Below are 23,530 nucleotides of genomic sequence, written 5' to 3'. Positions count from 1 at the left end.
GCGTCTGCTCGCGCGGGAAAGCTCAGCCGTTCAGCGGCTTGAGCCGGATCGGCGTGGACTTCAACAGCCCCAGCGGGTCCACATACTCCGCGCGCGAGGCCGGGCCCCACATCGCGCCCCAGTGCAGGCACGCCGCGGCCCGGCAGCCGGCATGCCCGGCCACCAGCGAACCGATCACGGACTCCGCCGTCACCGCCTGACCCAGCCGCACCATCGCCCGGACCGGCTCGTAGCTGGTGCGCAGGCCGCCCGGATGGGCCAGCGACACCACCGGCCGCCCGGCCAGCTCCCCGGCGAACACCACGGTCGCCGCGCCGGCGGCATACACCGGCTGACCGGGGGAGCCGGGCAGGTCAACGCCCCGATGCCCGGGATTCCAGTCGGGCGAGGGCGCGTCGAACCCGCGGGCAACGGCCGGCGCCGGGCGCAGCGGCCAGTCCAGCCGCACGTCGTCGGCCCGCGCCGGCGCCGCGCACAGCAGTATCAGGATCAGGAGCATCGCCCGCCGCACCAGGCGAGTACAGAGCGGCCCGCGTGACCCCGCCAGTCACCGCTGTGGAAAAAGCACCTGCTGAGACGGTGTAAACTCCTGGTCGCAGCTCGTTAGCGGGCTGACTTCGCGCGCCTGCAACCAACCGATTGCCGTGCGGTCCCGGCTCGGGCTTTTCCGAGGCGGGTGCGGCATTCCGCAGGCGCCAGGGCCCGGCCTCACCCGATGCCGGGCGACAACCGACAACAAAGGAATGGCGGCAATGGCTGTCGTAACCATGAAGCAGCTGCTCGACAGCGGCACCCACTTCGGGCATCAGACCCGTCGCTGGAACCCCAAGATGAAGCGGTTCATCTTCACCGACCGCAACGGCATCTACATCATCGACCTGCAGCAGACGCTGACCTTCATCGACAAGGCGTACGAGTTCGTCAAGGAGACCGTCGCCCACGGTGGGTCGGTGCTGTTCGTCGGCACCAAGAAGCAGGCGCAGGAATCGGTCGCGGCCGAGGCCACCCGCGTCGGCATGCCCTACGTGAACCAGCGCTGGCTGGGCGGCATGCTCACCAACTTCTCCACGGTGCACAAGCGGCTGCAGCGCCTCAAGGAGCTCGAGGCGATGGAGCAGACCGGCGGCTTCGAGGGCCGCACCAAGAAGGAGATCCTGGGCCTGACCCGGGAGAAGAACAAGCTGGAGCGCAGCCTCGGCGGCATCCGCGACATGAACAAGGTGCCGTCGGCGATCTGGGTCGTCGACACCAACAAGGAGCACATCGCCGTCGGCGAGGCCCGCAAGCTGGGCATCCCCGTCATCGCGATCCTGGACACCAACTGCGACCCCGACGAGGTCGACTACCCGATCCCGGGCAACGACGACGCGATCCGCTCGGCCGCGCTGCTGACCAAGGTGATCGCCTCCGCGGTCGCCGAGGGCCTGCAGGCCCGCGCCGGCCTGGGCCGCGGCGACGGCAAGCCCGAGGCGGAGTCCGCCGAGCCGCTCGCCGAATGGGAGCAGGAGCTGCTGGCCTCCGCGACGACGACGGCCACCACCGGCGCCCCCACCGACGCGGGCGCAACCGAATCGACACCCACGGAAGGCTGAAATGGCGAATTTCACCGCTGCCGACGTCAAGCGGCTTCGGGAGCTGACCGGCGCCGGCATGTTGGACTGCAAGAACGCGCTGGCCGAGACTGACGGCGACTTCGACAAGGCCGTCGAGGCGCTGCGGATCAAGGGCGCCAAGGACGTCGGCAAGCGCGCCGAGCGGGCGACGGCCGAAGGCCTGGTCGCGGCCAAGGGCGGCGCGCTCATCGAGCTCAACTCCGAGACCGACTTCGTCGCCAAGAACGCCGAGTTCCAGAAGTTGGCCAACGACGTGGTGGCCGCCGCGGCGTCCGCCCGGGCCACCGACGTCGACGCCCTGAAGGCGGCCAGCGCCGGCGCGACGACGGTCGAGCAGGCCATCGCCGACCTGTCGGCCAAGATCGGCGAGAAGCTCGAGCTGCGCCGGGTCGCGTTCTTCGACGGCACCGTCGAGGCCTACCTGCACAAGCGCGCGGCGGACCTGCCGCCCGCGGTCGGCGTGCTGGTCGAGTACAGCGGCGCCGACGGCCAGGAGGCCGCGCATGCCGTCGCGCTGCAGATCGCCGCGCTCAAGGCGCGCTACCTGTCCCGCGACGACGTTCCCGAGGACGTCGTGGCCAGCGAGCGGCGCATCGCCGAGGAGACCGCCAAGGCCGAGGGCAAGCCGGAGCAGGCGCTGCCCAAGATCGTCGAGGGCCGGCTCAACGGCTTCTTCAAGGACGCGGTGCTGCTCGAGCAGCCGTCGGTGTCCGACAACAAGAAGACGGTCAAGGCCCTGCTCGACGAGGCCGGCGTCACGGTGACGCGGTTCGTTCGCTTCGAGGTGGGCCAGGCCTAGCGCCAAAGCGCGAGCGGCTAGCGTCGTGTCATGCGACGCGTGCACGCTTTCGGCGACGATGCCCTCGGTGACCTCGATGCGGTCGGCCTGGCCGACGCCTTAAGGGCCGGCTCGGTCGGCAGAGCCGAGGTCACCGAGGCCGCCATCGCCCGCACCGAGGCCGTCGACCCGGCCCTCAACGGCCTGGCGTACGCGGCGTTCGACCAGGCGCGCGCCGCCGCGTCGGCGGCCCCGCCGGACGGATTCTTCAGTGGCGTCCCGACGTTCGTCAAGGACAACATCGACATCGCGGGTCAGCCGACGATGCACGGCACCGACGCGTGGCGGCCGTGGAACGCCACCTCTGACGGCGAGTTCACCCGGGTGTTCCTCGCCACCGGGCTGGCACCCGTGGGCAAGACGCAGTTGTCGGAGTTCGGCTTCAGCGCGTCCGCCGAACACCCGCGGCTGGGCCCGGTCCGCAACCCGTGGGACACCGACTACAGCGCGGGCGCGTCGTCGTCGGGATCCGGCGCGTTCGTCGCCGCGGGCGTGGTGCCGATCGCGCACGCCAACGACGGTGGCGGGTCGATCCGCATCCCGGCGGCCTGCAACGGGCTGGTCGGGCTGAAGCCGTCGCGCGGCCGGTTGCCGCTGGACCCGCACCTGCGCCGGATGCCCGTGGGCGTCGTCGCCAACGGCGTGGTGACGCGGTCGGTGCGCGACACGGCGGCGTTCTACCGCGAGGCCGAGCGCGCCTGGCGCAACCACAAGCTGGCGCCGGTCGGCGACGTGACCGGGCCCGGCCGGCAGCGGCTGCGGATTGCCGTGCTGACCCGGTCGGTGCAACGGGAGAGCAGTCCGCAGGTGCGCGAGCTGACGCTCAAGTCGGCGGCGCTCCTCGAGGAGCTGGGCCACCGTGTCGAACACATCGAAGAGCCGCCGGTGGCCGCGAGCTTCGTCGACGACTTCGTGCTGTATTGGGGTTTCCTGGCGCTGGCGCAGGTCCGCGGCGGCCCACGGATGTTCGGCAAGACGTTCGACCGCACGCGGCTCGACAGCCTGACCCTGGGCCTGGAGCGGCACTGCACCCGCAATCTCCACCGGCTCCCGCTGGCGATCCTGCGGCTGCGCCGGGCCCGGCGGCGCACCGCGCGGTTCTTCGGCACCCACGACGCGGTGCTCACCCCCACCCTGGCCGACGAGACGCCCCGCATCGGGCACCTGGCACCCACCGACTACCACCAGGTCATCGACCGGCTGATCGACTGGGTCTCGTTCACCCCGCTGCAAAACGTCACCGGCGAGCCCGCGATCTCGCTGCCGCTGGCGCAGTCGGCCGACGGCATGCCGGTGGGCATGATGCTCTCGGCCGACATCGGGCAGGAATCGCTGCTGCTGGAGCTGGCCTACGAGCTCGAAGAGGCCCGGCCGTGGGCCCGCATCCAGGCCGCCGGCTAGTCCGATCCGAGCCTTTCCAGCATGCGCTTGAACTCGCGCTGCTGCGCTTCGGTCAGCTTGCTCAGGATCCGGGCGTCGGCGGTCCGGACCGCGGCTTCCGCGCGCTTGAGCAGCGCCCGGCCCCGAACCGTCAGCGTGGCCGGTAACGCACGACCCGAGGAGACCGACGCCGGCCGTTCCACCGCGCCCACGTCCTGCAACCCGCGTAGCACGGTGTTCATCGCCTGCGGCGTGACGTTGGTGTGCCGCGCCAGCTCCGCGCTGGACATGCCCGGGTGCATCGAAAGGATGCGCAGGCAAACGAATTCGGGCAGCGTCAAGCCCAGCGGACCCAGCACCGCGGAAACCTCCGGCCGCAGCACGGCCCCCACCCGGTACAGCAGGTAACCGAGCGGAGCGTTTTCAACCTGACCACCCATGTCAGCGATCTTGACATATCCCGGGCGCTCGGCCGCGCACGTCGGCCGGTGCGGCCCGGCGGTGATTTTCCCGGCCGCTATGGGGTAACCCACGCTCATGGGCGATGCAACGGAAGTTACCGAACGGGTGGCCGAGCGCGCGCGGCGGGAAGCCGAGGCGTACCGCGGAGACAATCCCCGACCGCTGGAGGGCTACTCGGTGGTCCTGGGCATCTACGGCCTGCTGGTCGCGCTCGCGGGCGTCGTCGCCGCGGCCACCGGCCGAAGGTTGCCGGAGCGCTGGAGCCTGCAGGATCTCGCCACCGTCACCGTCGGCACCCACAAGTTGTCGCGCACGATCTCCAAGGACGCGGTGACCAGCCCGCTGCGCGCGCCCTTCGCGCACTACGCGGGGTCGGGCGGCCCGGCCGAGGTGATGGAGGACACCCGGCACGGCAGCGCGCTGCGCCACAGCCTCGGCGAGCTGTTGACCTGCCCCTTCTGCCTCGACATGTGGGTTGCCACCGCCTTCGTCATCGGGCTGGTTTTCGCGCCGAGGCCGACCCGCATGATCGCGGGCACCTTCACCGCCCTGGCGGGCGCCGACTTCCTGCAGCTCGCCTACGCCAAGGCGCAGCAGCTGACCGAGGGCTGACAGGAGGAGGTTCGATGCCTAAGACGACGAAGGGCGGCGCGGCGAAGCAGGGCGAACTGCCGAGCACGCTGCGGCGTTCCAACGCCAAAGCGCAACGCACGTTCGCGAAAACCCACGACTCGGCGGCCGACGAATACGGCGACGAACAGCGCGCCCACCGGGTGGCCTACTCGGCGCTCAAGCACAGCTTCGAAAAGGTCGGCGATCACTGGGAGCCCAAGGACCAGAAGGGTCCGTCGGACGAGCTGGCCGAGGGCGGCGGGCCGCGCAACACCGGCCGCTCGGCCGAAGGGGTGGACGCCAACGCCAGCAAGAAGCACCTGCTTGACGTGGCGCGCCGGCTCGACGTGCGCGGCCGGTCGACGATGAATAAGCCGGAGCTGGTCGAGGCGATCAAGGAGGAGAACCGGCGGCAGGGCGGCCGCTGAGAGCGCGAGCCGCCGTTGCGGCCGTCATCGAACGCAGCGCGGACTATATCGGCTGGTTGTTCGCCGCCCTCGCGGGCGTGCTGGCAACGCAACTGCGCTGAGCGCAGGAACACGTCGCGGGGTAACGATCACAGGCCCACAAGCATTTAGGAGTTCTGATTCTCAACCAGTTATGGCACGCATTCTTCGACGGGTGGCAGCCCGCCGCGTGGGCCGCCGTCAAGGGTGTCGCGCTATTCGTGACCGCCGCGGCCGCCTTCCGCGTCACCGAGCGCCGCACGATCGCGGAGTTCACGCCGTTCGACTGGGTGACCGCCGTAGCTGTGGGCGCGATCATCGGCCGAACGGCAACCGCGCCAAATACCTCGTGGCTCACCGGCACCGCCGCCCTGATTGCGTTGATACTGGCCCACGCCGCCGTGGCGCGAATGCGATTCTTCGGTTGGTTTCGGCGTCTCGTCGATCCGCCCGTCCGAATATTGATCCGCGACGGGCAAGTACAGGTAGCCAACCTGCGCCGATGCCGCCTGACGAGAGAGGATCTGGATGCGGCGCTGCGAAGGCAGGGCTACGACGACACCGGTCGCGTGCATCTGGCGCTCTTTGAGGCCGAGGGTGCCATCTCCATCCTGCAGAGACCGCCGGGCGACGGATGACGGGCTATCACGTTTAGGCCGACATTCGCTGGGCATCCGAGTGCCATGGTCGCGTCTACCACTACCAGCCAACTCCGAAAGTGCCTCAACGACGTGGACTTTCCGGCCAACAAACAAGATCTGCTCGACGCCGCCGGTCGCAACGGCTGCGACGGCGAAACCGTCCGCGCGCTGCGCGGGATCCCGCCCGAGACCTACACGAACATCGGCCAAGTCGCGTCCTCGGTGACCATCGTCGACGAAAACCGGGGCTCCTGAACGCGGTTCGCGCGCTAAAGAATCGGCCGGCCGCCGGTCACCGCCACCCGCGCTCCAGAGATGTAGCTGGCGTCGTCCGAGGCCAGCAGCACGTAGATGGGGGCCAGCTCGGCCGGCTGCCCGGCGCGCCCGAGCGGCACGTTCTCCCCGAAGGATTCCACGCTGTCCGGGGGCATCGTCGACGGGATCAGCGGCGTCCAGATCGGGCCCGGGGCGACACTGTTGACACGGATTCCCTTGTCGCCCAACAGCTGTGCCAGGCTGGCCGAAAAGTTGGCGATGGCCGCCTTCGTCGCCGCGTAGGGCGCCAGGGTGGGGTTGGGGTTATCGGAGTTGACCGAGGAACTCCCGATGATCGACGAGCCGGGGCGCATGTGGGGCAGCGCCGCCTTGGCGAGGTAGAAGTAGGCGCCGACGTTGAGCCGGAAGGTGTAGTCCCATTCCTCGTCGCCGATCTCTTCGAGGTCCTTGTGCATCATCTGGTAGGCGGCGTTGTTGACGAGGATGTCGACCCCGCCGAATTCTTTGACCGCCCGGTCGACCACCGCGCGGCAGTGCGCCGGGTCGGACAGGTCGCCGGGGACCAGCACACACCTGCGTCCCGCGTCTTCGACGTAGCGGGCGACGTCGCGCGCGTCGTCGTCCTCGTTGAGGTAGGAGACGAGCACGTCGGCACCTTCGCGGGCGAACGCGATGGCGACGGCGCGGCCAATGCCGCTGTCGCCGCCGGTGACGATCGCCTTTTTGCCCGTGAGCTTTCCCGAACCCCGGTAGCTGTTTTCGCCGCAATCCGGAATGGGCTTCATTTGCGCCTGGATGCCCGGAACGGTTTGTTGCTGAGCCGGAAAGGCCATTGCCACTTCCCCTTTCGTGATTCGGGTGACTTTTGCGATTGGAGGCGGTGGCCCCTCGGATAGGCAGGTGAGCTCTAGCTGCGGCTACCCGGTACGGCCGCAATTAATCACCGACGACGGCAACCACTGATGCCCGTGTGAATTCTGGGGCGCGAAAAAGGATCGGCGCGATTCGTTCGGGTTTAGCGGCGGGACCAATGGGTTATGCGAAACCCAGTGCGGTTATCGCCCTGCGTGGGTGTTCGACACGAAAGGAAAACCATGAAGGTCACCAGAACAGCCGTCAAGAGTGCTATTGCTGCCGGCGGCATCGCGGCTGCCGGCGTTTTGGCAGCTGCAACCGCTTCCGCGGCGCCCAACATCCAGGGGTTCGGCATCAGCGAGCAACTCGTCGACGGGCCGATGATCACCAATTACACGGTGAGCAATTTGCAGCCCAGCAACGTCACGATCCCCGGCTACACGCCGAAGGGGACGCTCTACCAGGCGGACATCACCGCTCGGTCGGATGCTGGACTCGTCACCCCGATGGTCAAGGACTTCAGCGCCCGCGGGCCCAACGGTCAGACCTACAAGCTGATCGACAAGGCCGGGGCTCCGGGCAGCCTTAACCCGGCGCCGATCCCGCAGGGCCAGGAATCGACCGGCACCCTGTACTTCGACGTGACCGGCGCGCCGCCGAACGGCGTCGTCTACAACGACGGGTTGCAGGACATCCTGATGTGGACGTCGAACGTGCCCGGCGGCTCCTCGCCTGGCGTGCCGCCGAACGCGAGCCCGGCACCTGGCCAACCGCCGGCCCCGGCGCCGCACACCTGATCCGGTTGCAAGCATCTCCCCGCGCTACCCCGATAGCGCGGGGAGATTTGCGTAGACGGGAATCCCGCGCGGCCGAATCGGGTACCCGAAACCCATGAGTAACCCCGATCACAGACCAGCGGAAGTACGTGCGCAGGCCAAGCTCCACGCCAGGCGGGCGCGGGTAACGATGGACGAGCGGCGCAGCAAGCAGGACGGCGGGATCAGCGGCTGGCTGGCCAAGCGCGCCGGCGAGTGGGACCTGAGCGGGCAGGACGAGACCACGCTGCAGCGCCAGAAGTTCTTCTGGAATGTGCTGGTGGACTACTGGTTCCGGATGGAGATCGACGGCTGGGAGAACATCCCCGAGCCGCCGGCTCTGTTGGTGGGCATCCACTCGGGCGCCCCGTTCGTCTGGGACGCCTGGACCGTCGGGCTGCAATGGTGGCGGCGGTTCGGCCAGGACCGCCCGCTGCACGGCACGGCGCACGACGCGTTGATGGCGATCCCGCTCTTCGGGCGGTACTTCCGCTGCATGGGCGTGCTGCCCGCCGCGCCGGACGCGATCGCCACGGCGCTGGCCGAGGGTCGTGACGTGGCGCTGTGGCCCGGCGGGGAAGTGGACTCGCTGCGCCCGTGGAGCGAGCGCGATTGCGCAAACCTGGCCGGGCGAAAGGGATTCGTGAAAATGGCCATTCGCGCCGGCGTGCCGATCGTGCCGATCGCGACCGTCGGCGGCGCGGACGCGATGCCGGTGCTGATCCGCGGTGACCGGCTGTCCAAGGCGCTGGGGCTCGATCGCGTGCTTCGGCTCAAGGTGTTCCCGCTGGCGGTCTCGCTGCCGTGGGGGATCGCCCCGGCCGCGCTGCCGCAGCTGCCGCTGCCGGCCAAGATCAGGACCCGCTTCATGCCCGCCGTCGAGCTCGACCACGATCCCGCGCGCGCCGAGGACGACGACTACGTCGAGGCGAGGTACCACGAGGTCGAGGACGCCATCCAGGAAGGCATGGACGCTCTGGCCCGCAAGCGGGCGCTCCCGCTGTTTGCCTGATTGGTTCGCGAAAGCCGCTGCGCGGCAGCGCTACTGCGCGATGGGATCGGTGGCGGGCCGCGCCGTCGACGTCCAGACCGGCGTGAGCGTCGAGCCGCTGAGAATCCATTCCGGTTGCGGCGGCGTGGCCGCCATGTAGCCGACACCGCGGACGGTGTCGATCATCGCTTCGTGTTCCGGACCGAGCTTGGCGCGCAGGCGCCGCACGTGAACGTCGACCGTGCGGACGCGGCCGTTGCAGTCATAACCCCATACCTCGTGCATCAGCCGGGTGCGCGTGAACGCTCGGCCGGCATGCTGCACAAGGAAATTCAGCAACTTGAACTCGGTGAGCGTCAAGCCCAGGTCCCGGCCGTTCATCGAGGCCGTGAAGCTGGCCGGGTGCAGCAGCAGGTCGCCGAACTTCAGGCTGCCGGCCATCGCGCTGCGCCGGCGCGAGATCGCCAGCCGCAGCCGGGCCTGCAGTTCGTCGGCTCCGGCGGCGGGCAACAGCACGTCGTCAAAGTGCCAGTCCACGTCCACCGCCATGAAGGCCGCCGGCGCCACCACGGCCACCACCGCGATGGACGGCGCGTCGGCCGTCAGGCGACGGCAGGCATCCCGGGCCGCGTCGAGGTCCGTGCGTGCGTCGATGATCGCGACGTCGGCGCTCCCGTAATGCCCGTCGATATGGCCGGTGAGGGGGGCACGCCGCACCGTTTGCGTGAACGACCTCAGGGTAGGCAAGGCCGATTCGAAATCGTCTGCCTCGGTGAGCAGTAAAACTTCCAACGACATCTCCAAATTCGTGAGTTTGTCATCGCCCCCCACCCGTAGGCACCTCACGGTGAGATGTCTGCCAGCGCAGCGCTGAGTACCCCGTTCAGAGCAAAACCAAGCAAAGTTTATTGTGCGTGTGCGCAGGATCAATACTCTGGCCCGGGAAAGTCAATGGGTCCGGCCCGTTTTCACGGACCGGACCCATCGCAGCGACAAGCTACTGGTTGGCCTTCTGGCGCTCCTCGGCCGCCTCGGCGCCGCCGCGAGCGGCCTCCGCCTGCGCTTCCTTCTTCGCCGCGTCGCGCTGGGCTTCGGCCTTGTCCTGCTGGGCCTCGCCCTCGCGCGTGAGGTCATCCCGACCGGTCACCGCGCCGACTGCTTCCTTCGCCTTGCCCTTGACGTCCTCGACGACGCCCTTAACGGCTTCGGCAGGTCCCGAATTGTGGTCCGCCATGGATCTGTTCCTCCTCATTGGCGTACGTGGTTGAGCACTTCCCGCTCAACGCCGACCGCGCATGCGGTCGGCCCCGTCACACGGCGAGGCATGGTCCTTATTCTCAAGACCGTCGGTTCGCCCCCCGCGTTGGTGCGGATTCCCCGCCCCGCCGACCCCTCAAACCTCCGACACTGGAAGGAAAGCGAATTCACGCGAATCGCCAACTGCGCAGATAATGCACCCCGCCGGCGCAACATTGTGCTGCGATGAGGCAGGATGTGAAATGCCGTTCCGGATGAGTTCGCCCCGGGATGGCACTCTCATGCGAGGAGTCTGATGACGGAGCCGACGAACGGGGCTTCCGGCCAGCCGGAGAGCCGATCCAAGTATTCGAGAGTCCTGCTCAAGCTCGGCGGTGAAATGTTCGGCGGCGGCCAGGTCGGCCTGGACCCCGACGTGGTGGCGCAGGTCGCCCGCCAGATCGCCGAGGTGGTCCGCGGCGGCGTGCAGGTCGCGGTGGTGATCGGCGGGGGCAACTTCTTCCGCGGCGCGCAGCTTCAGCAGCGCGGCATGGAGCGCACCCGGTCGGACTACATGGGCATGCTCGGCACCGTCATGAACAGCCTCGCCCTGCAGGACTTCCTGGAAAAAGAGGGCATCGTCACGCGGGTCCAGACCGCGATCACCATGGGTCAGGTCGCCGAGCCGTACCTGCCGCTGCGCGCCGTGCGCCACCTGGAGAAGGGCCGGGTGGTGATCTTCGGGGCCGGCATGGGCCTGCCGTACTTCTCCACGGACACCACGGCCGCGCAGCGGGCGCTGGAGATCGGCGCCGAGGTTGTCTTGATGGCCAAGGCGGTCGACGGCGTGTTCTCCGCCGACCCGCGGCACCACCCCGAGGCCGAGCTGATCACCGCGATCAGCCATCGCGAGGTCATCGACCGCGGGCTGCGCGTGGCCGATGCCACGGCCTTCAGCCTGTGCATGGACAATGGCATGCCGATTCTGGTGTTCAACCTGCTGACCAATGGGAATATCGCTCGTGCGGTCGCTGGTGAGAAGATCGGAACGCTGGTTACGACCTGAGCACCACTGAGGGGAAGACGCGATGATTGACGAAGCTCTCTTCGACGCGGAAGAGAAGATGGAGAAGGCCGTATCCGTAGCCCGCGACGACCTGTCAACCATCCGAACCGGCCGCGCCAACCCGGGCATGTTCAACCGGATCGTCATCGACTACTACGGCACCAACACGCCCATCACGCAGCTGGCCAGCATCAACGTCCCCGAGGCGCGGCTCGTCGTCATCAAGCCCTACGAGGCCAGCCAGCTGCACGCCATCGAGACGGCGATCCGCAACTCCGACCTGGGCGTCAACCCCACCAACGACGGCACCCTGATCCGGGTGGCCGTGCCGCAGCTGACCGAGGAACGCCGCAGGGAGCTGGTCAAGCAGGCCAAGCACAAGGGCGAGGAGGCCCGCGTGTCGGTGCGCAACATCCGTCGCAAGGCGATGGAGGAGCTGCACCGGATCCGCAAGGACGGCGAAGCCGGCGAGGACGAGGTCGGCCGGGCGGAAAAGGATTTGGACAAGACCACCCATCAGTACACAACCCAGATCGATGAGTTGGTCAAGCACAAAGAAGGCGAGCTGCTGGAGGTCTAGCGGCCGCTCAGCAATCATGTCCGTGGCAACAACCGGCGCAGGCAACCCGCCCGACGAGTCCCCGCGTCCGCCCAAGAACCCCGAGCCGCGGCCGGCCCAGAAGACGTCACGGGCGGGACGCGACCTGCGCGCCGCGATCGCGGTGGGCGTCAGCATCGGCGCCGTTCTGGTCGTGACGCTGCTCTTCGCCCCGCGCTTCTGGGTGCTCTACTGCGCCGGGGCCATCCTGGTCGCCAGCCACGAGGTGGTGCGCCGGCTGCGCGAGGCCGGATACGTCATCCCGCTCATCCCGCTGCTGATCGGCGGGCAGGTGACGGTCTGGCTGACGTGGCCGTTCCATGCCGCCGGCGCGCTGGCCGGCTTCGCGGGGACCGTGGTGGCCTGCAACGTCTGGCGGCTGTTCATGCAGGACAACAGCCACCGGCCCGAGCCGTTCGCCGGATCCCCGTCGGCGAACTACCTGCGCGACGCGTCCGCCACCGTCTTCCTGGCCGCCTGGGTCCCGCTGTTCGCCTCCTTCGCCGCGCTGCTGGTGTACCCGAAGGACGGCGCCGGACGGGTGTTCTGCCTGATGATCACCGTCGTCGCGTCCGACGTGGGCGGCTACGCCGTGGGGGTGCTGCTGGGCAAGCACCCGATGGTCCCGGCGATCAGCCCGAAGAAGTCCTGGGAGGGGCTGGCCGGATCGCTGTTCTTCGGCATCACCGCGGCGATCCTGACCGCGACCCTGCTGGCCGAGAAGCCGCTGTGGATCGGCGCGTTGCTGGGTGTGGTCCTCGTGCTGAGCTGCACGCTGGGCGACCTGGTGGAGTCGCAGGTCAAGCGCGACCTCGGCATCAAGGACATGGGCCGGCTGCTGCCCGGCCACGGCGGCCTGATGGATCGCCTCGACGGGGTCCTCCCGTCGGCCGTCGCGGCCTGGATCGTGCTGACCCTGGTTCCCTAGTGGCGATCGCAAGCGCGGCGTAGCCGGGCGCAGCGGGTCGCCACCATCGGACTAATCCGGCGATACTGGACACGTCATGGTCCAACAACTGGTGTTCACCGAGCCGCGCCCGAGTAGGCCGCCGCGGCACCTCGCCGACCTCGACGCCGCCGGCCGCGCGTCGGCCGTCGCCGAGCTCGGCCTGCCCGCCTTTCGCGCCAAGCAGCTCGCGCACCAGTACTACGGCCGGCTGATCGCCGATCCCCGGCAGATGACCGACCTCCCGGCGGCCGTGCGCGAGGCGATCGCCGAGGCGATGTTCCCCAACCTGCTGACGGCGGCCACCGAAGTCACCTGCGACGCGGGGCAGACGCGAAAGACGTTGTGGCGGGCCCTCGATGGCGCGACCGTCGAGTCGGTGCTGATGCGCTACCCGGACCGCAACACGGTGTGCATCTCGTCACAGGCCGGCTGCGGCATGGCCTGCCCGTTCTGCGCCACCGGCCAGGGCGGCCTGACCAGGAACCTGTCCACCGCCGAGATCCTCGAGCAGGTGCGCGCCGGCGCCGCGGCGCTGCGCGACGAGTTCGGTGACCGGCTGTCGAACGTGGTTTTCATGGGCATGGGGGAGCCGCTGGCGAACTACAACCGGGTGCTGGCCGCGGTCCGGCGCATCACCGAGGCGCCGCCGCAGGGTTTCGGCATTTCGGCGCGCTCGGTGACGGTGTCGACGGTCGGCCTGGTGCCCGCGATCCGCAAACTCGCCGACGAACGGCTCGGGGTCACCCTGGCGCTGTCGTTGCACGCGCCCGACGACGAGCTGCGCGACACGCTCGTCCCGGTCAACAACCGGTGGAAGATCGCCGAGGCCCTCGACGCGGCCCGCTATTACGGCGACGTGACCGGCCGGCGGGTCTCGGTCGAGTACGCGCTGATCCGCGACGTCAACGACCAGCCCTGGCGGGCGGACCTGCTGGGTAAGCGGCTGCACGGCGCGCTCGGCCCGCTGGTGCACGTAAACCTGATCCCGCTGAACCCAACGCCGGGCAGTGACTGGGACGCGAGCCCGAAGGCGGTCGAGCGCGAGTTCGTGCGGCGCGTCCGGGCCGTCGGGGTTTCCTGCACGGTGCGGGATACACGGGGGCGTGAGATCAGCGCCGCGTGCGGACAGCTGGCCGCCGACGGCGGGTAGCTGGCGATCTGAACCCGGAGGGCACCCGCCACGTCTGTTAAGGCATAACCAGCAAACGAGGTGACGCCATGAGGTTCTTGACTCCGTTCAAGTTGTTCGCCGCGGCGCTTTTCGCCGCCGCCCTGATCTTCGGGCTCGCCGACGCGCCGCGTTCCGCGGCCGCCGACGACCGTCTGCAATTCACCGCGACCACGCTCAGCGGTGCGCCGTTCAACGGCGCCAGCCTGCAGGGCAAACCGGCGGTGCTGTGGTTCTGGACGCCGTGGTGTCCGTTCTGCAACGCCGAGGCCCCCGGTGTCAGCCAGGTGGCCGCGGCCAACCCCGGCGTCACCTTCGTCGGCGTCGCGGCGCACTCGGACGTGGGGGCGATGCAGAACTTCGTCTCCAAGTACGGCCTGAATTTCACCAACCTCAACGACGCCAACGGCTCGATCTGGGCCCGCTACAACGTCCCCTGGCAGCCGGCCTACGTCTTCTACCGGGCCGACGGCAGCTCGACATTCGTCAACAACCCCACCTCGGCGATGCCCCAGGACGAGCTGGCCGCCCGGGTGGCCGCGCTGCGCTGATCCCGTGGATCGAGGTCTGGTCGGTCTGGCGTTCGCCGCCGGACTGGTCGCCGCGCTGAACCCGTGCGGGTTCGCCATGCTGCCCGCGTACCTGCTCCTCGTGGTGCGCGGCCGGTCGGCGACCAACCCCATCGGCGCGGTGGGCCGCGCCTTCGCGGCCACCGTGGGGATGGCGCTCGGCTTCCTGACGGTGTTCGGCTTGTTCGGCGCGCTGACCATATCGGCGGCCTCGACCGTGCAGCGATACCTGCCCTACGGGACCGTGGTCATCGGCATTGTGCTTGTCGCGCTCGGGGTTTGGCTGCTCTCGGGTCGGGAGCTGACGGCGCTGACCCCCCGGCAACTGGGCCCGCGCTGGGCCCCGACCGTGCGGCTCGGCTCCATGTACTCCTACGGCGTCAGCTATGCGATCGCGTCGCTGTCGTGCACCATCGGGCCGTTCCTGGCCGTCACCGCCGCCGGCTTGCGGGGCGGGTCCCCGGCCACGGGCGTCTCGGTCTACCTCGCCTACGTCGCGGGGCTGACGCTGGTGGTGGGCGCCCTCGCCGTCGCGGCGGCGACGGCGAGCTCGGCGCTGGCCGACCGGCTGCGGCGGGTGCTGCCGTTGGTCAACCGGATCGGTGGGGCGCTGCTCGTGCTCGTCGGCTCGTACGTCGGCTATTACGGCGTGTACGAGCTGCGCCTGTTCAACACGAATGCCAACCCCGACGACGCGGTGATCCGCTCCGCCGGCCGCGTGCAGGGCGCGCTGGCCGGCTGGGTGCACCAGCACGGCCTCCTGCCCTGGGCGGTGGCCCTGTCGGTCATCGTGGTCGGTGCGGCCGCGGCCGCCTGGCGACGGCGGGTCCGGAGCCGACACCATCGCGACACTTGCTACGACATCAAAATGATGTCACCATGACACCATAGATCTGCAACCGTACGTCGACGCCGTCCGCCAGGACTTACTCGCGGCCGCGGCGGCGGCCGGCTCGGAAGCGCAGGAGCTGGCCGGGCGGCTGACCGCGCCGCTGGACGCGGCGATGCGGCTGGCGCTGCTGGAAGCGCTGTCGGCCGCCGCCGAGGAGATCACCGGCGAGCTGGCTCCCGGGTCCGTCGAGGTCCGGCTGCGCGGCCGCGACCCCGAGTTCATCGTCAGCGGCTTGGAAGACGAGCCGCCCGACGATCGCGCCTTCGTCGCGCAATACGACGACGACGGCGGCACCTGGCGGGTCACGCTGCGCCTCCCGGAGGGGCTGCGGTCGGCGGTCGAGTCGGCCGCCCGCCGCGACGGCGCCTCGTTGAACGCCTGGCTGGTGCGTGCGGCCGCCATGGCCAGCCATGGCGACGGTCAGGCGTCCGCCAAGGGCCACTCCGGCCGAACCTCCGGCCACCGCGTCACCGGCTGGGTGCGCTGACACCACCGAACACACCGTCCATCGAAGGAGATCAGAATGCCGACGTTCGCCACCCCCGAGCCGATCGCCGTGAGCATCGAGGCCAGGAACGGTTCGATCCGGCTCGTGGCTGCCGACCGAGCCGACACCGTCGTCGAGGTGCGGCCCCGCGACGAATCGCGCAGCGCCGACGTCTCCGCCGCGGAGCACACGCGCGTGGACTTCCGCGACGGCAAGCTCATCGTTTCCGGCGCCAAGCGCGGGATGACACCTTTCCGGGACGCCGCCGTCGACATCGACATCGCGCTGCCCGCACGCTCGCGGCTGCACGCGTCGCTGGCGTCGGCCGACCTGCGTGCCGAGGGCGAGTTCGGCGACGTTCGGGTCGCGTCGGCCAGCGGCAGCGCCGAGGTGGACTCGGTGACGGGAAAGTTCAAGGCCACCACCGCATCCGGGTCCATCAGCGTGCGCGCGGTGTCCGGCGGCGCGTCGATCGCCACCGCGTCGGGCGACGTGACGGTCGGGGACCTGGACGGCGATTTGAAGTTCAAGGCCGCCAGCGGCTCGCTGCGCGTCGACCGGCTGAGCGGCTATGTGAAGTCGCGGACCGCATCGGGGTCGGTTGACGTCGCGGCCGCCGTCCGGGGCGGGGTTTCGGCCCACGCCAGCAGCGGCGAGGTCACGGTCGGCATCGCCGAGGGCACGGCGGTCCGGCTGGACATCGTTACCGGATCGGGCGTCCTCAGCAGCGAGCTGGAGCCATCCGACGGCCCGCAACAGGGCGACGAAAAGTTCGCCCTAACCGTGCGCAGCGGTTCGGGTGACGTGAGCATTCACCGGACGAAGACGGCGGACGCTACCTGATCCAGCCGCGGCGGCGGCCCCAGAGATCGCGCACCAGCACGACGAGGGTGAGGGCGGCGAAGCCGATCAAAAACCAGTTCTCGACGTGGCCGACGTGGTTCCCCCACATCATCGCCAGCAGGAATATGACGGCGAACACCCCGACCGCGTGCCAGGTGCGGACGTTGATCTTGCTCCACCCCCAGGCCGCCGACGGCACCTCGGCGACGTCGACGCCGTTGTAGTGCTCCACCTCGGTACTGGCCACGGCGAATCCTCTTTCCTGTCGGCTGCTCCCGTGGAGATTCTGGCACACCCGCTGCGAGAGCGTGGGGGGCACAATGAGTGGGTGACTAACGCGACCGCCGGGGGCCGCCTGCGCGTGCTGGTGCTGGGCAGCACCGGCTCGATCGGCACCCAGGCGCTGGAGGTCATCGCGGCCAACCCCGACCGCTTCGAGGTGGTCGGGCTGGCCGCCGGGGGCGCCAACCCCGAGGCCCTCGCGCGTCAGCGCGCCGAGACCGGGGTCACCAACGTCGCCGTCGCCGACGAGCGTGCGGCACAGCAGCTCGGGGACGTCGCGTACAGCGGCCCGGACGCGGCGACCCGGCTGGTCCAGGAGACCGACGCTGACGTCGTCCTCAACGCCCTGGTCGGGGCGCTGGGCCTGCGGCCCACGCTGGCGGCGCTCGACTCGGGGGCCAGGCTGGCGCTGGCCAACAAGGAATCGCTGATCGCCGGGGGGCCGCTGGTGTTGCGGGCGGCGCGGCCGGGCCAGCTCGTGCCCGTCGACTCCGAGCACTCGGCGCTGGCGCAGTGCCTACGCGGTGGCGCCCCAGAGGAGGTCGCCAGGCTGGTGCTGACCGCGTCGGGCGGGCCGTTTCGCGGCTGGGCCGCCGCCGACCTCGAGGCCGTCACGCCCGAGCAGGCGGGCGCCCACCCGACCTGGTCGATGGGCCCGATGAACACGCTGAACTCGGCGTCGCTGGTCAACAAGGGGCTCGAGCTCATCGAAACCCACCTGTTGTTCGGCGTTCCCTACGACCGCATCGACGTCGTCGTGCACCCCCAGTCGATTGTTCATTCGATGGTCACCTTCGTCGACGGCTCGACGATCGCCCAGGCCAGCCCCCCGGACATGAAGCTGCCCATTTCCCTGGCCCTGGGCTGGCCGGACCGGGTGCCGGGCGCCGCCCCCGCCTGCGACTTCAGCACCGCCTCTAGCTGGGAATTCGAGCCGCTGGACAACGACGTTTTCCCCGCCGTCGAGCTGGCCCGGCACGCCGGTCAGACCGGCGGCTGCATGACCGCCGTCTACAACGCGGCCAACGAGGAGGCCGCCGAGGCCTTCCTGAACGGCAGGATCGGATTCCCCGCGATCGTCAAAACCATCGCCGACGTGCTGCACGCCGCCGACCGATGGTCCGTTTCACCCGCTACCGTGGATGAGGTACTGGACGCGCAGCGCTGGGCACGTGAGCGAGCGCAGCGCGCTGTCAGAAAGGTTCTAGCAACCCGATGATGTTCGCAATCGGCATTGTGCTGTTCGCGCTCGCCATCCTGATCTCGGTGGCCCTGCACGAGTGCGGCCACATGTGGGTCGCGCGCGGCACCGGCATGAAGGTGCGCCGCTATTTCGTCGGCTTCGGGCCCACGCTGTGGTCGACCCGGCGCGGGGAGATCGAGTACGGCATCAAGGCCGTTCCGCTGGGCGGCTTCTGCGATATCGCCGGGATGACCCCGGTCGAGGACCTCGAGCCCGACGAGGCCGACCGCGCGATGTACAAGCAGGCCACCTGGAAGCGGGTGGCGACGCTGTTCGCGGGCCCGGGCATGAACTTCGTCATCTGCCTGGTCCTGATTTACGGCATCGCCCTGGTCTGGGGGCTGCCCAACCTGCACCCGCCGACCAAGGCCATCGTCGGCGAAACCGCTTGCGTCGCACCGGAAACCGCCCCGGGCAAGCTCGGCAACTGCACCGGGGCCGGTCCGGCGGCGACCGCGGGGATCCGCCCCGGCGACGTCGTGGTCAAGGTCGGCGACACCCCGGTGTCCACCTTCGAGGACATGGCCGCCGCGGTGCGCAAGCTGCACGGCACGGTTCCCGTCGTCGTCGAGCGCGACGGCACCACCATCACCACGTACGTCGACGTGACCCCGACCCAGCGCTTCCTGACCAAGGGCGCCAAGGGCCAGCCGGAGGCCTCCACGGTTGGCGCCATCGGCGTCGGCACGGTCCGGGTCGCGCCGACGCACTACAACGTCCTGTCGGCGATCCCGGCCACCTTCGCGTTCGCCGGCGACCTGACCGTCGAGGTGGGCAAGGCGCTGGTGACCATCCCGACGAAGGTCGGTGCGCTGGTGCACGCCATCGGCGGCGGCCAGCGCGACCCCGGAACCCCGATGAGCGTCGTCGGCGCCAGCATCATCGGCGGCGACACCGTCGACCACGGGCTGTGGGTGGCGTTCTGGTTCTTCCTGGCGCAGCTGAATCTCATCCTGGGCGCCATCAACCTGGTGCCGCTGCTGCCCTTCGACGGCGGCCACATCGCCATCGCGGTGTTCGAGAAGATCCGCAACCTGATCCGCTCGGCCCGCGGCATGGTCGCGGCCGCGCCGGTGAACTACCTCAAGCTGATGCCCGCCACGTACGTGGTGTTGGTGTTCGTGGTCGGCTACATGCTGCTGACCGTGACCGCCGACCTCGTCAACCCGATCAGGCTGTTCCAGTGACCAGCCTGGGCATGCCGGACGCCCCGCCGCCCACGCTGGCACCGCGGCGCAAGACGCGGCAACTGATGGTCCGCGACGTCGGCGTCGGCAGCGACCACCCGATCTCGGTGCAGTCGATGTGCACCACCAAGACGCACGACGTCAACACGACGCTGCAGCAGATCGCGGAGCTGACCGCCGCCGGCTGCGACATCGTCCGGGTCGCGTGCCCGCGCCAGGAGGACGCCGACGCGCTGGCCGAGATCGCGCGGCACAGCCAGATCCCGGTGATCGCCGACATCCACTTCCAGCCGAAGTACATCTTCGCCGCCATCGACGCCGGCTGCGCCGCGGTGCGGGTGAACCCGGGCAACATCAAGGAATTCGACGGCCGCGTCGGCGAGGTCGCCAAGGCCGCGGCGGCGGCCGGCATCCCGATCCGCATCGGCGTCAACGCCGGCTCGCTGGACAAGCGGTTCATGGAGAAGTACGGCAAGGCCACCCCCGAGGCGCTGGTCGAGTCCGCGCTGTGGGAGGCCTCGCTGTTCGAGGAGCACGGCTTCGGCGACATCAAGATCAGCGTCAAGCACAACGATCCCGTCGTGATGGTCGCCGCCTACGAACAGCTGGCCGCGCAATGCGACTACCCGCTGCACCTCGGTGTCACCGAGGCCGGCCCGGCCTTCCAGGGCACCATCAAGTCGGCGGTCGCGTTCGGCGCCCTGCTGTCGCGGGGGATCGGCGACACCATCCGGGTGTCGCTGTCCGCGCCGCCGGTCGAGGAGGTCAAGGTCGGCATCCAGATCCTCGAATCGCTGAACCTGCGGCCCCGCGGGCTCGAGATCGTGTCCTGCCCCTCGTGCGGGCGCGCGCAGGTCGACGTCTACACGCTGGCCAACGCGGTCACCGCCGGCCTGGACGGGCTCGACGTCCCGCTGCGGGTCGCCGTGATGGGCTGCGTCGTCAACGGTCCGGGCGAGGCCCGCGAGGCCGACCTGGGCGTCGCGTCGGGAAATGGCAAGGGACAGATCTTCGTTCGCGGCGAGGTGATCAAGACCGTGCCCGAGGCCCAGATCGTCGAGACGCTGATCGAGGAGGCCATGCGGTTGGCCTCCGAAATGGAAACGGGTCACGGACCGGGAACAGAATCGAGCGGTTCGCCGATTGTGACCGTAAGCTGATAGGGGCCCGCGCCCAGCTCTGATCTTCAGTTCGCACCACAGAGAGTTCCCCCGATGTCGGCTCCGCCCATCTTTCGCCTTGTCGGCGAGCGGCGGGTGTCCGTGGTGCGTGACGCCGGCGCGGTCTGGCGGGTGCTGGGCGACGACCCGGTGGGCTCGTGCATGGTCGCGGCCCGGGTGGCCGACCATGGCATCGAGCCCAATGCGATCGGCGGCGAACTGTGGACGCGCCGCGGCCCCGACGAATCGCTGTGCTTCGCCGGCGCCAACCTCATCCCGTTGCGCGGCGGACCGGCCGACCTGAACGCCTTCGCCGACGAGGCGATGAGCGCCACGCGGCGCTGTTCCTCGCTGGTCGGCAGGGCCCACTTGGTGATGCCGATGTGGGAGCGCCTCGAGTCGGCCTGGGGCCCGGCGCGCGACGTGCGTGACGACCAGCCGCTGATGGCGCTGACCAGCCACCCGAACTGCGACATCGACCCCGGCGTTCGGCAGGTGCGGCCGGACGAGCTGGACGCCTACCTGGTGGCCGCGGTCGACATGTTCATCGGCGAGGTCGGCGTCGACCCGCGGCTCGGCGACGGCGGGCGCGGCTACCGCCGGCGGGTGGCCAGCCTGATCGCGGCCGGCCGGGCCTGGGCCCGCTTCGAGCACGGGCAGGTGATCTTCAAGGCCGAAGTCGGGTCGCAGTCGCCGGGCGTCGGTCAGATCCAAGGGGTTTGGGTGCACCCGGAGTGGCGCGGCCAGGGGCTGGGCACGGCGGGCACCGCGACGGTGGCCGCCGTGATCGTGGCTACCGGGCGGGTCGCCAGCCTGTACGTGAACAGCTTCAACGCCGTCGCCCGCGCCGCGTACGCGCGGGTGGGCTTCGCCGAAGTCGGCACCTTCGCGACGGTCCTGCTGGACTGAGGTCCTTCTCCCGCGAGCGTGCGTCACTCTGGCGTGACGCTCGACGCCGAACGTCGCTCTGACGTGACGCTCGGCAGCCCAATCCGCGCATAACGGTCAGGTCTCGGTGTGTCGACGCTTGTTGGCGGCCCAGCATTCATAACATCTGTACCGATGGTCACAAAAACCCCACTGGTATCGGCCGCGACGAGCCTGCTGCTCGTCGCGTCGGTCGGCCTGTCCGGCTGCACCCCGCGGCCCGAAGGCCCGGGCCCGGCCGCCGAAAAGTTCTTCGGCGCCTTGGCAATCGGGGACACCGCGACGGCCGCGCAGCTCGCCGACAACCCCAACGAGGCCCGCGAGGCGCTCAACGCGGCCTGGTCCGGTCTGCAGGCCACCCACCTGGACGCGCAGGTCCTCAGCTCGAAGTACGCCGAGGACACCGGCACCGTCGACTACCGCTTCACCTGGCACCTGCCCAAGAACCGGACCTGGAGCTACGACGGCCAGCTGAAGATGGCCCGCGACGAGGGGCGCTGGGAGGTCCGCTGGACCCCGACCGACCTGCATCCGCGGCTGGGCGAGCATCAGACGTTCGCGTTGCGGGCCGATCAGCCGCGGCGCGCGTCGGTCAACGAACTCGGCGGCAGCGACGTGCTGGCGCCGGGCTACCGCTATCACTACACGCTGGACGCCGCCGCGGCCGGACCGCCGCAGTCGCTGAGCTTCACCACCCACACGATCGTCGAGGTGCTGCGGCCGTTCAACGACACGTTGACCGACCCACAGCTGCTCGCCGAGCGGGCCAGCTCGACGACTAACCAGGTGGACCTCGGCGTCACGCTGCTTCCCGCCGACAACGACAAGGTCTTTCCCGCGATCGGCCGGCTGCCCGGCATCGTCGTCACGCCACAGCCCGAAATGCTGCCCACCGACCCGCATTTCGCGCCGGCCGTCATTGGCGAGGTGAAAAAAGCCGTGACGGACCAGCTGGACGGCCAGGCGGGCTGGCGGGTGGTCAGCGTCAACCAGAACAACGTCGACGTCGCCGTGCTGCACGAGGTCGAGGGGTTGCCGGCGCCGTCGGTGTCGATCACGCTCGACCGGGTCGTGCAGAACGCCGCGCAGCGCGCCGTGGACAACAAGGGCGGCAAGGCGATGATCGTCGCGATCAAGCCGTCGACGGGGGAGATCCTCGCGATCGCGCAGAACAAGGGCGCCGACGCCGACGGCCTGCCGGCCACCAACGGCCTGTTCCCGCCCGGGTCGACGTTCAAGATGATCACGGCGGGCGCGGCGATCGACCGCGACATGGCCACGCCCAACTCGATGCTGGGTTGCCCGGGCCACATCGACATCGGGCATCGCACCATCCCCAACTACGGCGGCTTCGACCTGGGCGTGGTGTCCATGTCGCGCGCGTTCGCCAGTTCGTGCAACACCACGTTCGCCGAGCTGAGCAGCAGGATGCCGCCCCGCGGCCTGACCCAGACGGCCACCCGCTACGGCATCGGACTCGACTACACCGTCGACGGCCTCACCACCGTGACCGGGTCCGTGCCGCCGACGGTGGACCTGGCCGAGCGCACCGAGGACGGCTTCGGCCAGGGCAAGGTGCTGGCGAGCCCGTTCGGGATGGCCCTGGTGGCGGCCACGGTCGCGGCCGGCAAAACCCCGGTGCCGCAGCTGATCGCCGGGCGCCCGACGACGGTCGAGGGCCCGAACGTCCCAGACACCCCGATCAGCCCGAAGATGGTCGACGCGCTGCGGCCGATGATGCGGCTGGTGGTGACCAACGGGACCGCCAAGGAGATCAACGGCTGCGGCGAGATCTACGGGAAGACCGGTGAGGCCGAGTTCCCGGGCGGATCGCACTCCTGGTTCGCCGGGTACCGCGGCGATCTCGCCTTCGCCGCGCTGATCGTCGGGGGCGGCAGCTCGGAGTGGGCCGTTCGGATGACGAAATTCATGTTCGAGTCCATGCCGCCGGGCTACCTGGCCTGAACTGCCCGGCCCCCGGGGGCACCCAACAG

The 23,530-nt window shown here is 69.6% G+C and carries 27 protein-coding genes and 1 pseudogene; 22 read left to right on the top strand and 6 right to left on the bottom strand.

Annotated elements, in window-relative coordinates:
• Positions 1–28 precede the first annotated feature (28 nt).
• Positions 29–499 (bottom strand): annotated as a pseudogene (locus AC5Y5E_RS08925) (M23 family metallopeptidase); the annotation flags it as partial.
• A gap of 253 nt (positions 500–752) precedes the next feature.
• On the opposite strand from AC5Y5E_RS08925, the gene rpsB reads away from it, so the two are divergent.
• The 3 genes from rpsB to AC5Y5E_RS08910 are packed head-to-tail and all read left to right on the top strand — an operon-like array spanning position 753 to position 3,852.
• Entirely contained in the window at positions 753–1,592 is an 840-nt protein-coding gene (gene rpsB / locus AC5Y5E_RS08920; RefSeq protein WP_499902601.1) for a 30S ribosomal protein S2, read from the top strand.
• Position 1,593: 1 nt separating this feature from the next.
• Positions 1,594–2,412, top strand: coding sequence for a translation elongation factor Ts (gene tsf, locus AC5Y5E_RS08915; RefSeq protein WP_499902600.1), 819 nt, complete (start codon positions 1,594–1,596; stop codon positions 2,410–2,412).
• Between the two features lie 30 nt (positions 2,413–2,442).
• On the top strand, positions 2,443–3,852 hold the full coding sequence (locus AC5Y5E_RS08910; RefSeq protein ID WP_499902599.1) for an amidase: 1,410 nt from the start codon (positions 2,443–2,445) through the stop codon (positions 3,850–3,852).
• Here AC5Y5E_RS08910 and AC5Y5E_RS08905 read toward each other — a convergent pair.
• The gene (locus tag AC5Y5E_RS08905; RefSeq protein ID WP_499902598.1) at positions 3,849–4,271 is read right to left on the bottom strand and encodes a MarR family winged helix-turn-helix transcriptional regulator; all 423 of its coding nucleotides are present in this window, start codon (positions 4,269–4,271) and stop codon (positions 3,849–3,851) included. The genes AC5Y5E_RS08910 and AC5Y5E_RS08905 overlap by 4 nt on opposite strands.
• A gap of 97 nt (positions 4,272–4,368) precedes the next feature.
• Here AC5Y5E_RS08905 and AC5Y5E_RS08900 point away from each other — a divergent pair, with 97 nt between their 5' ends.
• The 4 genes from AC5Y5E_RS08900 (at position 4,369) to AC5Y5E_RS08885 (ending at position 6,247) form a co-directional block, all read left to right on the top strand.
• The gene (locus AC5Y5E_RS08900) at positions 4,369–4,905 is read left to right on the top strand and encodes a DUF1360 domain-containing protein (protein ID WP_499902597.1); all 537 of its coding nucleotides are present in this window, start codon (positions 4,369–4,371) and stop codon (positions 4,903–4,905) included.
• A gap of 14 nt (positions 4,906–4,919) precedes the next feature.
• Positions 4,920–5,333 (top strand): ChaB family protein, encoded by a 414-nt coding sequence (locus AC5Y5E_RS08895; RefSeq protein WP_499902596.1) that lies wholly within the window; start codon positions 4,920–4,922, stop codon positions 5,331–5,333.
• 239 nt (positions 5,334–5,572) lie between these two features.
• Positions 5,573–5,989 carry a DUF421 domain-containing protein gene (locus AC5Y5E_RS08890; RefSeq protein WP_499902595.1) on the top strand — a complete coding sequence of 139 codons (417 nt, stop codon included), beginning with the start codon at positions 5,573–5,575 and terminating at the stop codon, positions 5,987–5,989.
• A 45-nt stretch (positions 5,990–6,034) separates the two neighbouring features.
• On the top strand, positions 6,035–6,247 hold the full coding sequence (locus AC5Y5E_RS08885; protein WP_499902594.1) for a DUF2795 domain-containing protein: 213 nt from the start codon (positions 6,035–6,037) through the stop codon (positions 6,245–6,247).
• A gap of 14 nt (positions 6,248–6,261) precedes the next feature.
• Here the strand turns inward: AC5Y5E_RS08885 and AC5Y5E_RS08880 are convergent, their stop codons facing one another.
• Positions 6,262–7,101, bottom strand: coding sequence for an SDR family oxidoreductase (locus AC5Y5E_RS08880; RefSeq protein ID WP_499902593.1), 840 nt, complete (start codon positions 7,099–7,101; stop codon positions 6,262–6,264).
• A 261-nt stretch (positions 7,102–7,362) separates the two neighbouring features.
• Between AC5Y5E_RS08880 and AC5Y5E_RS08875 the strand changes: the two genes are divergently transcribed.
• Together AC5Y5E_RS08875 and AC5Y5E_RS08870 are read left to right on the top strand one after the other, a co-directional pair.
• On the top strand, positions 7,363–7,920 hold the full coding sequence (locus AC5Y5E_RS08875; protein WP_499902592.1) for an MPT63 family protein: 558 nt from the start codon (positions 7,363–7,365) through the stop codon (positions 7,918–7,920).
• A 94-nt stretch (positions 7,921–8,014) separates the two neighbouring features.
• Positions 8,015–8,950, top strand: coding sequence for a lysophospholipid acyltransferase family protein (locus AC5Y5E_RS08870; protein WP_499902591.1), 936 nt, complete (start codon positions 8,015–8,017; stop codon positions 8,948–8,950).
• Positions 8,951–8,980: 30 nt separating this feature from the next.
• Here the strand turns inward: AC5Y5E_RS08870 and AC5Y5E_RS08865 are convergent, their stop codons facing one another.
• Both AC5Y5E_RS08865 and mbp1 read right to left on the bottom strand, forming a co-directional pair.
• Positions 8,981–9,727, bottom strand: a complete 747-nt coding sequence (locus AC5Y5E_RS08865) for a winged helix-turn-helix domain-containing protein (protein WP_499902590.1) — start codon at positions 9,725–9,727, stop codon at positions 8,981–8,983.
• A gap of 199 nt (positions 9,728–9,926) precedes the next feature.
• Entirely contained in the window at positions 9,927–10,163 is a 237-nt protein-coding gene (mbp1, locus tag AC5Y5E_RS08860; protein WP_499902589.1) for a microaggregate-binding protein 1, read from the bottom strand.
• 318 nt (positions 10,164–10,481) lie between these two features.
• On the opposite strand from mbp1, the gene pyrH reads away from it, so the two are divergent.
• From pyrH to AC5Y5E_RS08820, 8 genes are all read left to right on the top strand, one after another.
• Positions 10,482–11,231: a UMP kinase gene (gene pyrH / locus AC5Y5E_RS08855; protein WP_066930239.1), complete on the top strand. Its 750-nt coding sequence runs from the start codon at positions 10,482–10,484 to the stop codon at positions 11,229–11,231.
• Between the two features lie 22 nt (positions 11,232–11,253).
• A complete protein-coding gene (frr, locus tag AC5Y5E_RS08850) occupies positions 11,254–11,811 on the top strand; it encodes a ribosome recycling factor (RefSeq protein ID WP_499902588.1) in 558 nt (185 codons plus the stop codon).
• Between the two features lie 16 nt (positions 11,812–11,827).
• Positions 11,828–12,757, top strand: coding sequence for a phosphatidate cytidylyltransferase (locus AC5Y5E_RS08845; RefSeq protein WP_499902587.1), 930 nt, complete (start codon positions 11,828–11,830; stop codon positions 12,755–12,757).
• A gap of 76 nt (positions 12,758–12,833) precedes the next feature.
• Positions 12,834–13,928, top strand: a complete 1,095-nt coding sequence (gene rlmN / locus AC5Y5E_RS08840; RefSeq protein ID WP_499902586.1) for a dual-specificity RNA methyltransferase RlmN — start codon at positions 12,834–12,836, stop codon at positions 13,926–13,928.
• Positions 13,929–13,996: 68 nt separating this feature from the next.
• Entirely contained in the window at positions 13,997–14,497 is a 501-nt protein-coding gene (gene dsbE, locus AC5Y5E_RS08835; protein ID WP_499902585.1) for a disulfide bond-forming protein DsbE, read from the top strand.
• A gap of 4 nt (positions 14,498–14,501) precedes the next feature.
• Positions 14,502–15,398, top strand: coding sequence for a cytochrome c biogenesis CcdA family protein (locus AC5Y5E_RS08830; RefSeq protein WP_499902584.1), 897 nt, complete (start codon positions 14,502–14,504; stop codon positions 15,396–15,398).
• Positions 15,399–15,402: 4 nt separating this feature from the next.
• Positions 15,403–15,894, top strand: a complete 492-nt coding sequence (locus tag AC5Y5E_RS08825; protein ID WP_499902641.1) for a YlcI/YnfO family protein — start codon at positions 15,403–15,405, stop codon at positions 15,892–15,894.
• Positions 15,895–15,930: 36 nt separating this feature from the next.
• Positions 15,931–16,737, top strand: a complete 807-nt coding sequence (locus tag AC5Y5E_RS08820) for a DUF4097 family beta strand repeat-containing protein (protein WP_499902583.1) — start codon at positions 15,931–15,933, stop codon at positions 16,735–16,737.
• Here AC5Y5E_RS08820 and AC5Y5E_RS08815 read toward each other — a convergent pair.
• On the bottom strand, positions 16,730–16,984 hold the full coding sequence (locus AC5Y5E_RS08815; protein WP_499879868.1) for a DUF2631 domain-containing protein: 255 nt from the start codon (positions 16,982–16,984) through the stop codon (positions 16,730–16,732). The genes AC5Y5E_RS08820 and AC5Y5E_RS08815 overlap by 8 nt on opposite strands.
• An 81-nt stretch (positions 16,985–17,065) precedes the next feature.
• Here AC5Y5E_RS08815 and dxr point away from each other — a divergent pair, with 81 nt between their 5' ends.
• From dxr to AC5Y5E_RS08790, 5 genes are all read left to right on the top strand, one after another.
• On the top strand, positions 17,066–18,238 hold the full coding sequence (dxr, locus tag AC5Y5E_RS08810) for a 1-deoxy-D-xylulose-5-phosphate reductoisomerase (protein ID WP_499902582.1): 1,173 nt from the start codon (positions 17,066–17,068) through the stop codon (positions 18,236–18,238).
• On the top strand, positions 18,235–19,449 hold the full coding sequence (locus AC5Y5E_RS08805) for a M50 family metallopeptidase (RefSeq protein WP_499902581.1): 1,215 nt from the start codon (positions 18,235–18,237) through the stop codon (positions 19,447–19,449). The genes dxr and AC5Y5E_RS08805 overlap by 4 nt, the downstream gene beginning before the upstream one ends.
• Before the next feature lie 11 nt (positions 19,450–19,460).
• Positions 19,461–20,609 (top strand): flavodoxin-dependent (E)-4-hydroxy-3-methylbut-2-enyl-diphosphate synthase, encoded by a 1,149-nt coding sequence (gene ispG / locus AC5Y5E_RS08800; protein ID WP_499880164.1) that lies wholly within the window; start codon positions 19,461–19,463, stop codon positions 20,607–20,609.
• Between the two features lie 54 nt (positions 20,610–20,663).
• Complete coding sequence (locus AC5Y5E_RS08795; protein WP_499902580.1) at positions 20,664–21,518, top strand: GNAT family N-acetyltransferase; 855 nt, start codon at positions 20,664–20,666, stop codon at positions 21,516–21,518.
• Between the two features lie 153 nt (positions 21,519–21,671).
• Positions 21,672–23,501, top strand: coding sequence for a penicillin-binding transpeptidase domain-containing protein (locus AC5Y5E_RS08790; RefSeq protein WP_499902579.1), 1,830 nt, complete (start codon positions 21,672–21,674; stop codon positions 23,499–23,501).
• The last annotated feature ends 29 nt before the right edge of the window (positions 23,502–23,530 follow it).

Source organism: Mycobacterium sp. NGS54, assembly GCF_059812465.1.
Note: the sequence above shows the minus strand (reverse complement) of the source record. Positions and strands in the feature narration are given on the sequence as shown.

Coding starts and splice junctions, on each gene's coding strand:
- AC5Y5E_RS08875 (WP_499902592.1), top strand. CDS start 7,363: ATGAAGGTCACCAGAACAGCCGTCAAGAGTGCTATTGCTGCCGGCGGC.
- AC5Y5E_RS08865 (WP_499902590.1), bottom strand. CDS start 9,727: ATGTCGTTGGAAGTTTTACTGCTCACCGAGGCAGACGATTTCGAATCG.
- dsbE (WP_499902585.1), top strand. CDS start 13,997: ATGAGGTTCTTGACTCCGTTCAAGTTGTTCGCCGCGGCGCTTTTCGCC.
- ispG (WP_499880164.1), top strand. CDS start 19,461: ATGCCGGACGCCCCGCCGCCCACGCTGGCACCGCGGCGCAAGACGCGG.
- mbp1 (WP_499902589.1), bottom strand. CDS start 10,163: ATGGCGGACCACAATTCGGGACCTGCCGAAGCCGTTAAGGGCGTCGTC.
- AC5Y5E_RS08900 (WP_499902597.1), top strand. CDS start 4,369: ATGGGCGATGCAACGGAAGTTACCGAACGGGTGGCCGAGCGCGCGCGG.
- rlmN (WP_499902586.1), top strand. CDS start 12,834: ATGGTCCAACAACTGGTGTTCACCGAGCCGCGCCCGAGTAGGCCGCCG.
- pyrH (WP_066930239.1), top strand. CDS start 10,482: ATGACGGAGCCGACGAACGGGGCTTCCGGCCAGCCGGAGAGCCGATCC.
- AC5Y5E_RS08790 (WP_499902579.1), top strand. CDS start 21,672: ATGGTCACAAAAACCCCACTGGTATCGGCCGCGACGAGCCTGCTGCTC.
- frr (WP_499902588.1), top strand. CDS start 11,254: ATGATTGACGAAGCTCTCTTCGACGCGGAAGAGAAGATGGAGAAGGCC.
- AC5Y5E_RS08845 (WP_499902587.1), top strand. CDS start 11,828: ATGTCCGTGGCAACAACCGGCGCAGGCAACCCGCCCGACGAGTCCCCG.
- AC5Y5E_RS08910 (WP_499902599.1), top strand. CDS start 2,443: ATGCGACGCGTGCACGCTTTCGGCGACGATGCCCTCGGTGACCTCGAT.
- rpsB (WP_499902601.1), top strand. CDS start 753: ATGGCTGTCGTAACCATGAAGCAGCTGCTCGACAGCGGCACCCACTTC.
- AC5Y5E_RS08805 (WP_499902581.1), top strand. CDS start 18,235: ATGATGTTCGCAATCGGCATTGTGCTGTTCGCGCTCGCCATCCTGATC.
- AC5Y5E_RS08895 (WP_499902596.1), top strand. CDS start 4,920: ATGCCTAAGACGACGAAGGGCGGCGCGGCGAAGCAGGGCGAACTGCCG.
- AC5Y5E_RS08870 (WP_499902591.1), top strand. CDS start 8,015: ATGAGTAACCCCGATCACAGACCAGCGGAAGTACGTGCGCAGGCCAAG.
- AC5Y5E_RS08820 (WP_499902583.1), top strand. CDS start 15,931: ATGCCGACGTTCGCCACCCCCGAGCCGATCGCCGTGAGCATCGAGGCC.
- tsf (WP_499902600.1), top strand. CDS start 1,594: ATGGCGAATTTCACCGCTGCCGACGTCAAGCGGCTTCGGGAGCTGACC.
- AC5Y5E_RS08880 (WP_499902593.1), bottom strand. CDS start 7,101: ATGGCCTTTCCGGCTCAGCAACAAACCGTTCCGGGCATCCAGGCGCAA.
- AC5Y5E_RS08885 (WP_499902594.1), top strand. CDS start 6,035: ATGGTCGCGTCTACCACTACCAGCCAACTCCGAAAGTGCCTCAACGAC.
- AC5Y5E_RS08905 (WP_499902598.1), bottom strand. CDS start 4,271: ATGGGTGGTCAGGTTGAAAACGCTCCGCTCGGTTACCTGCTGTACCGG.
- AC5Y5E_RS08795 (WP_499902580.1), top strand. CDS start 20,664: ATGTCGGCTCCGCCCATCTTTCGCCTTGTCGGCGAGCGGCGGGTGTCC.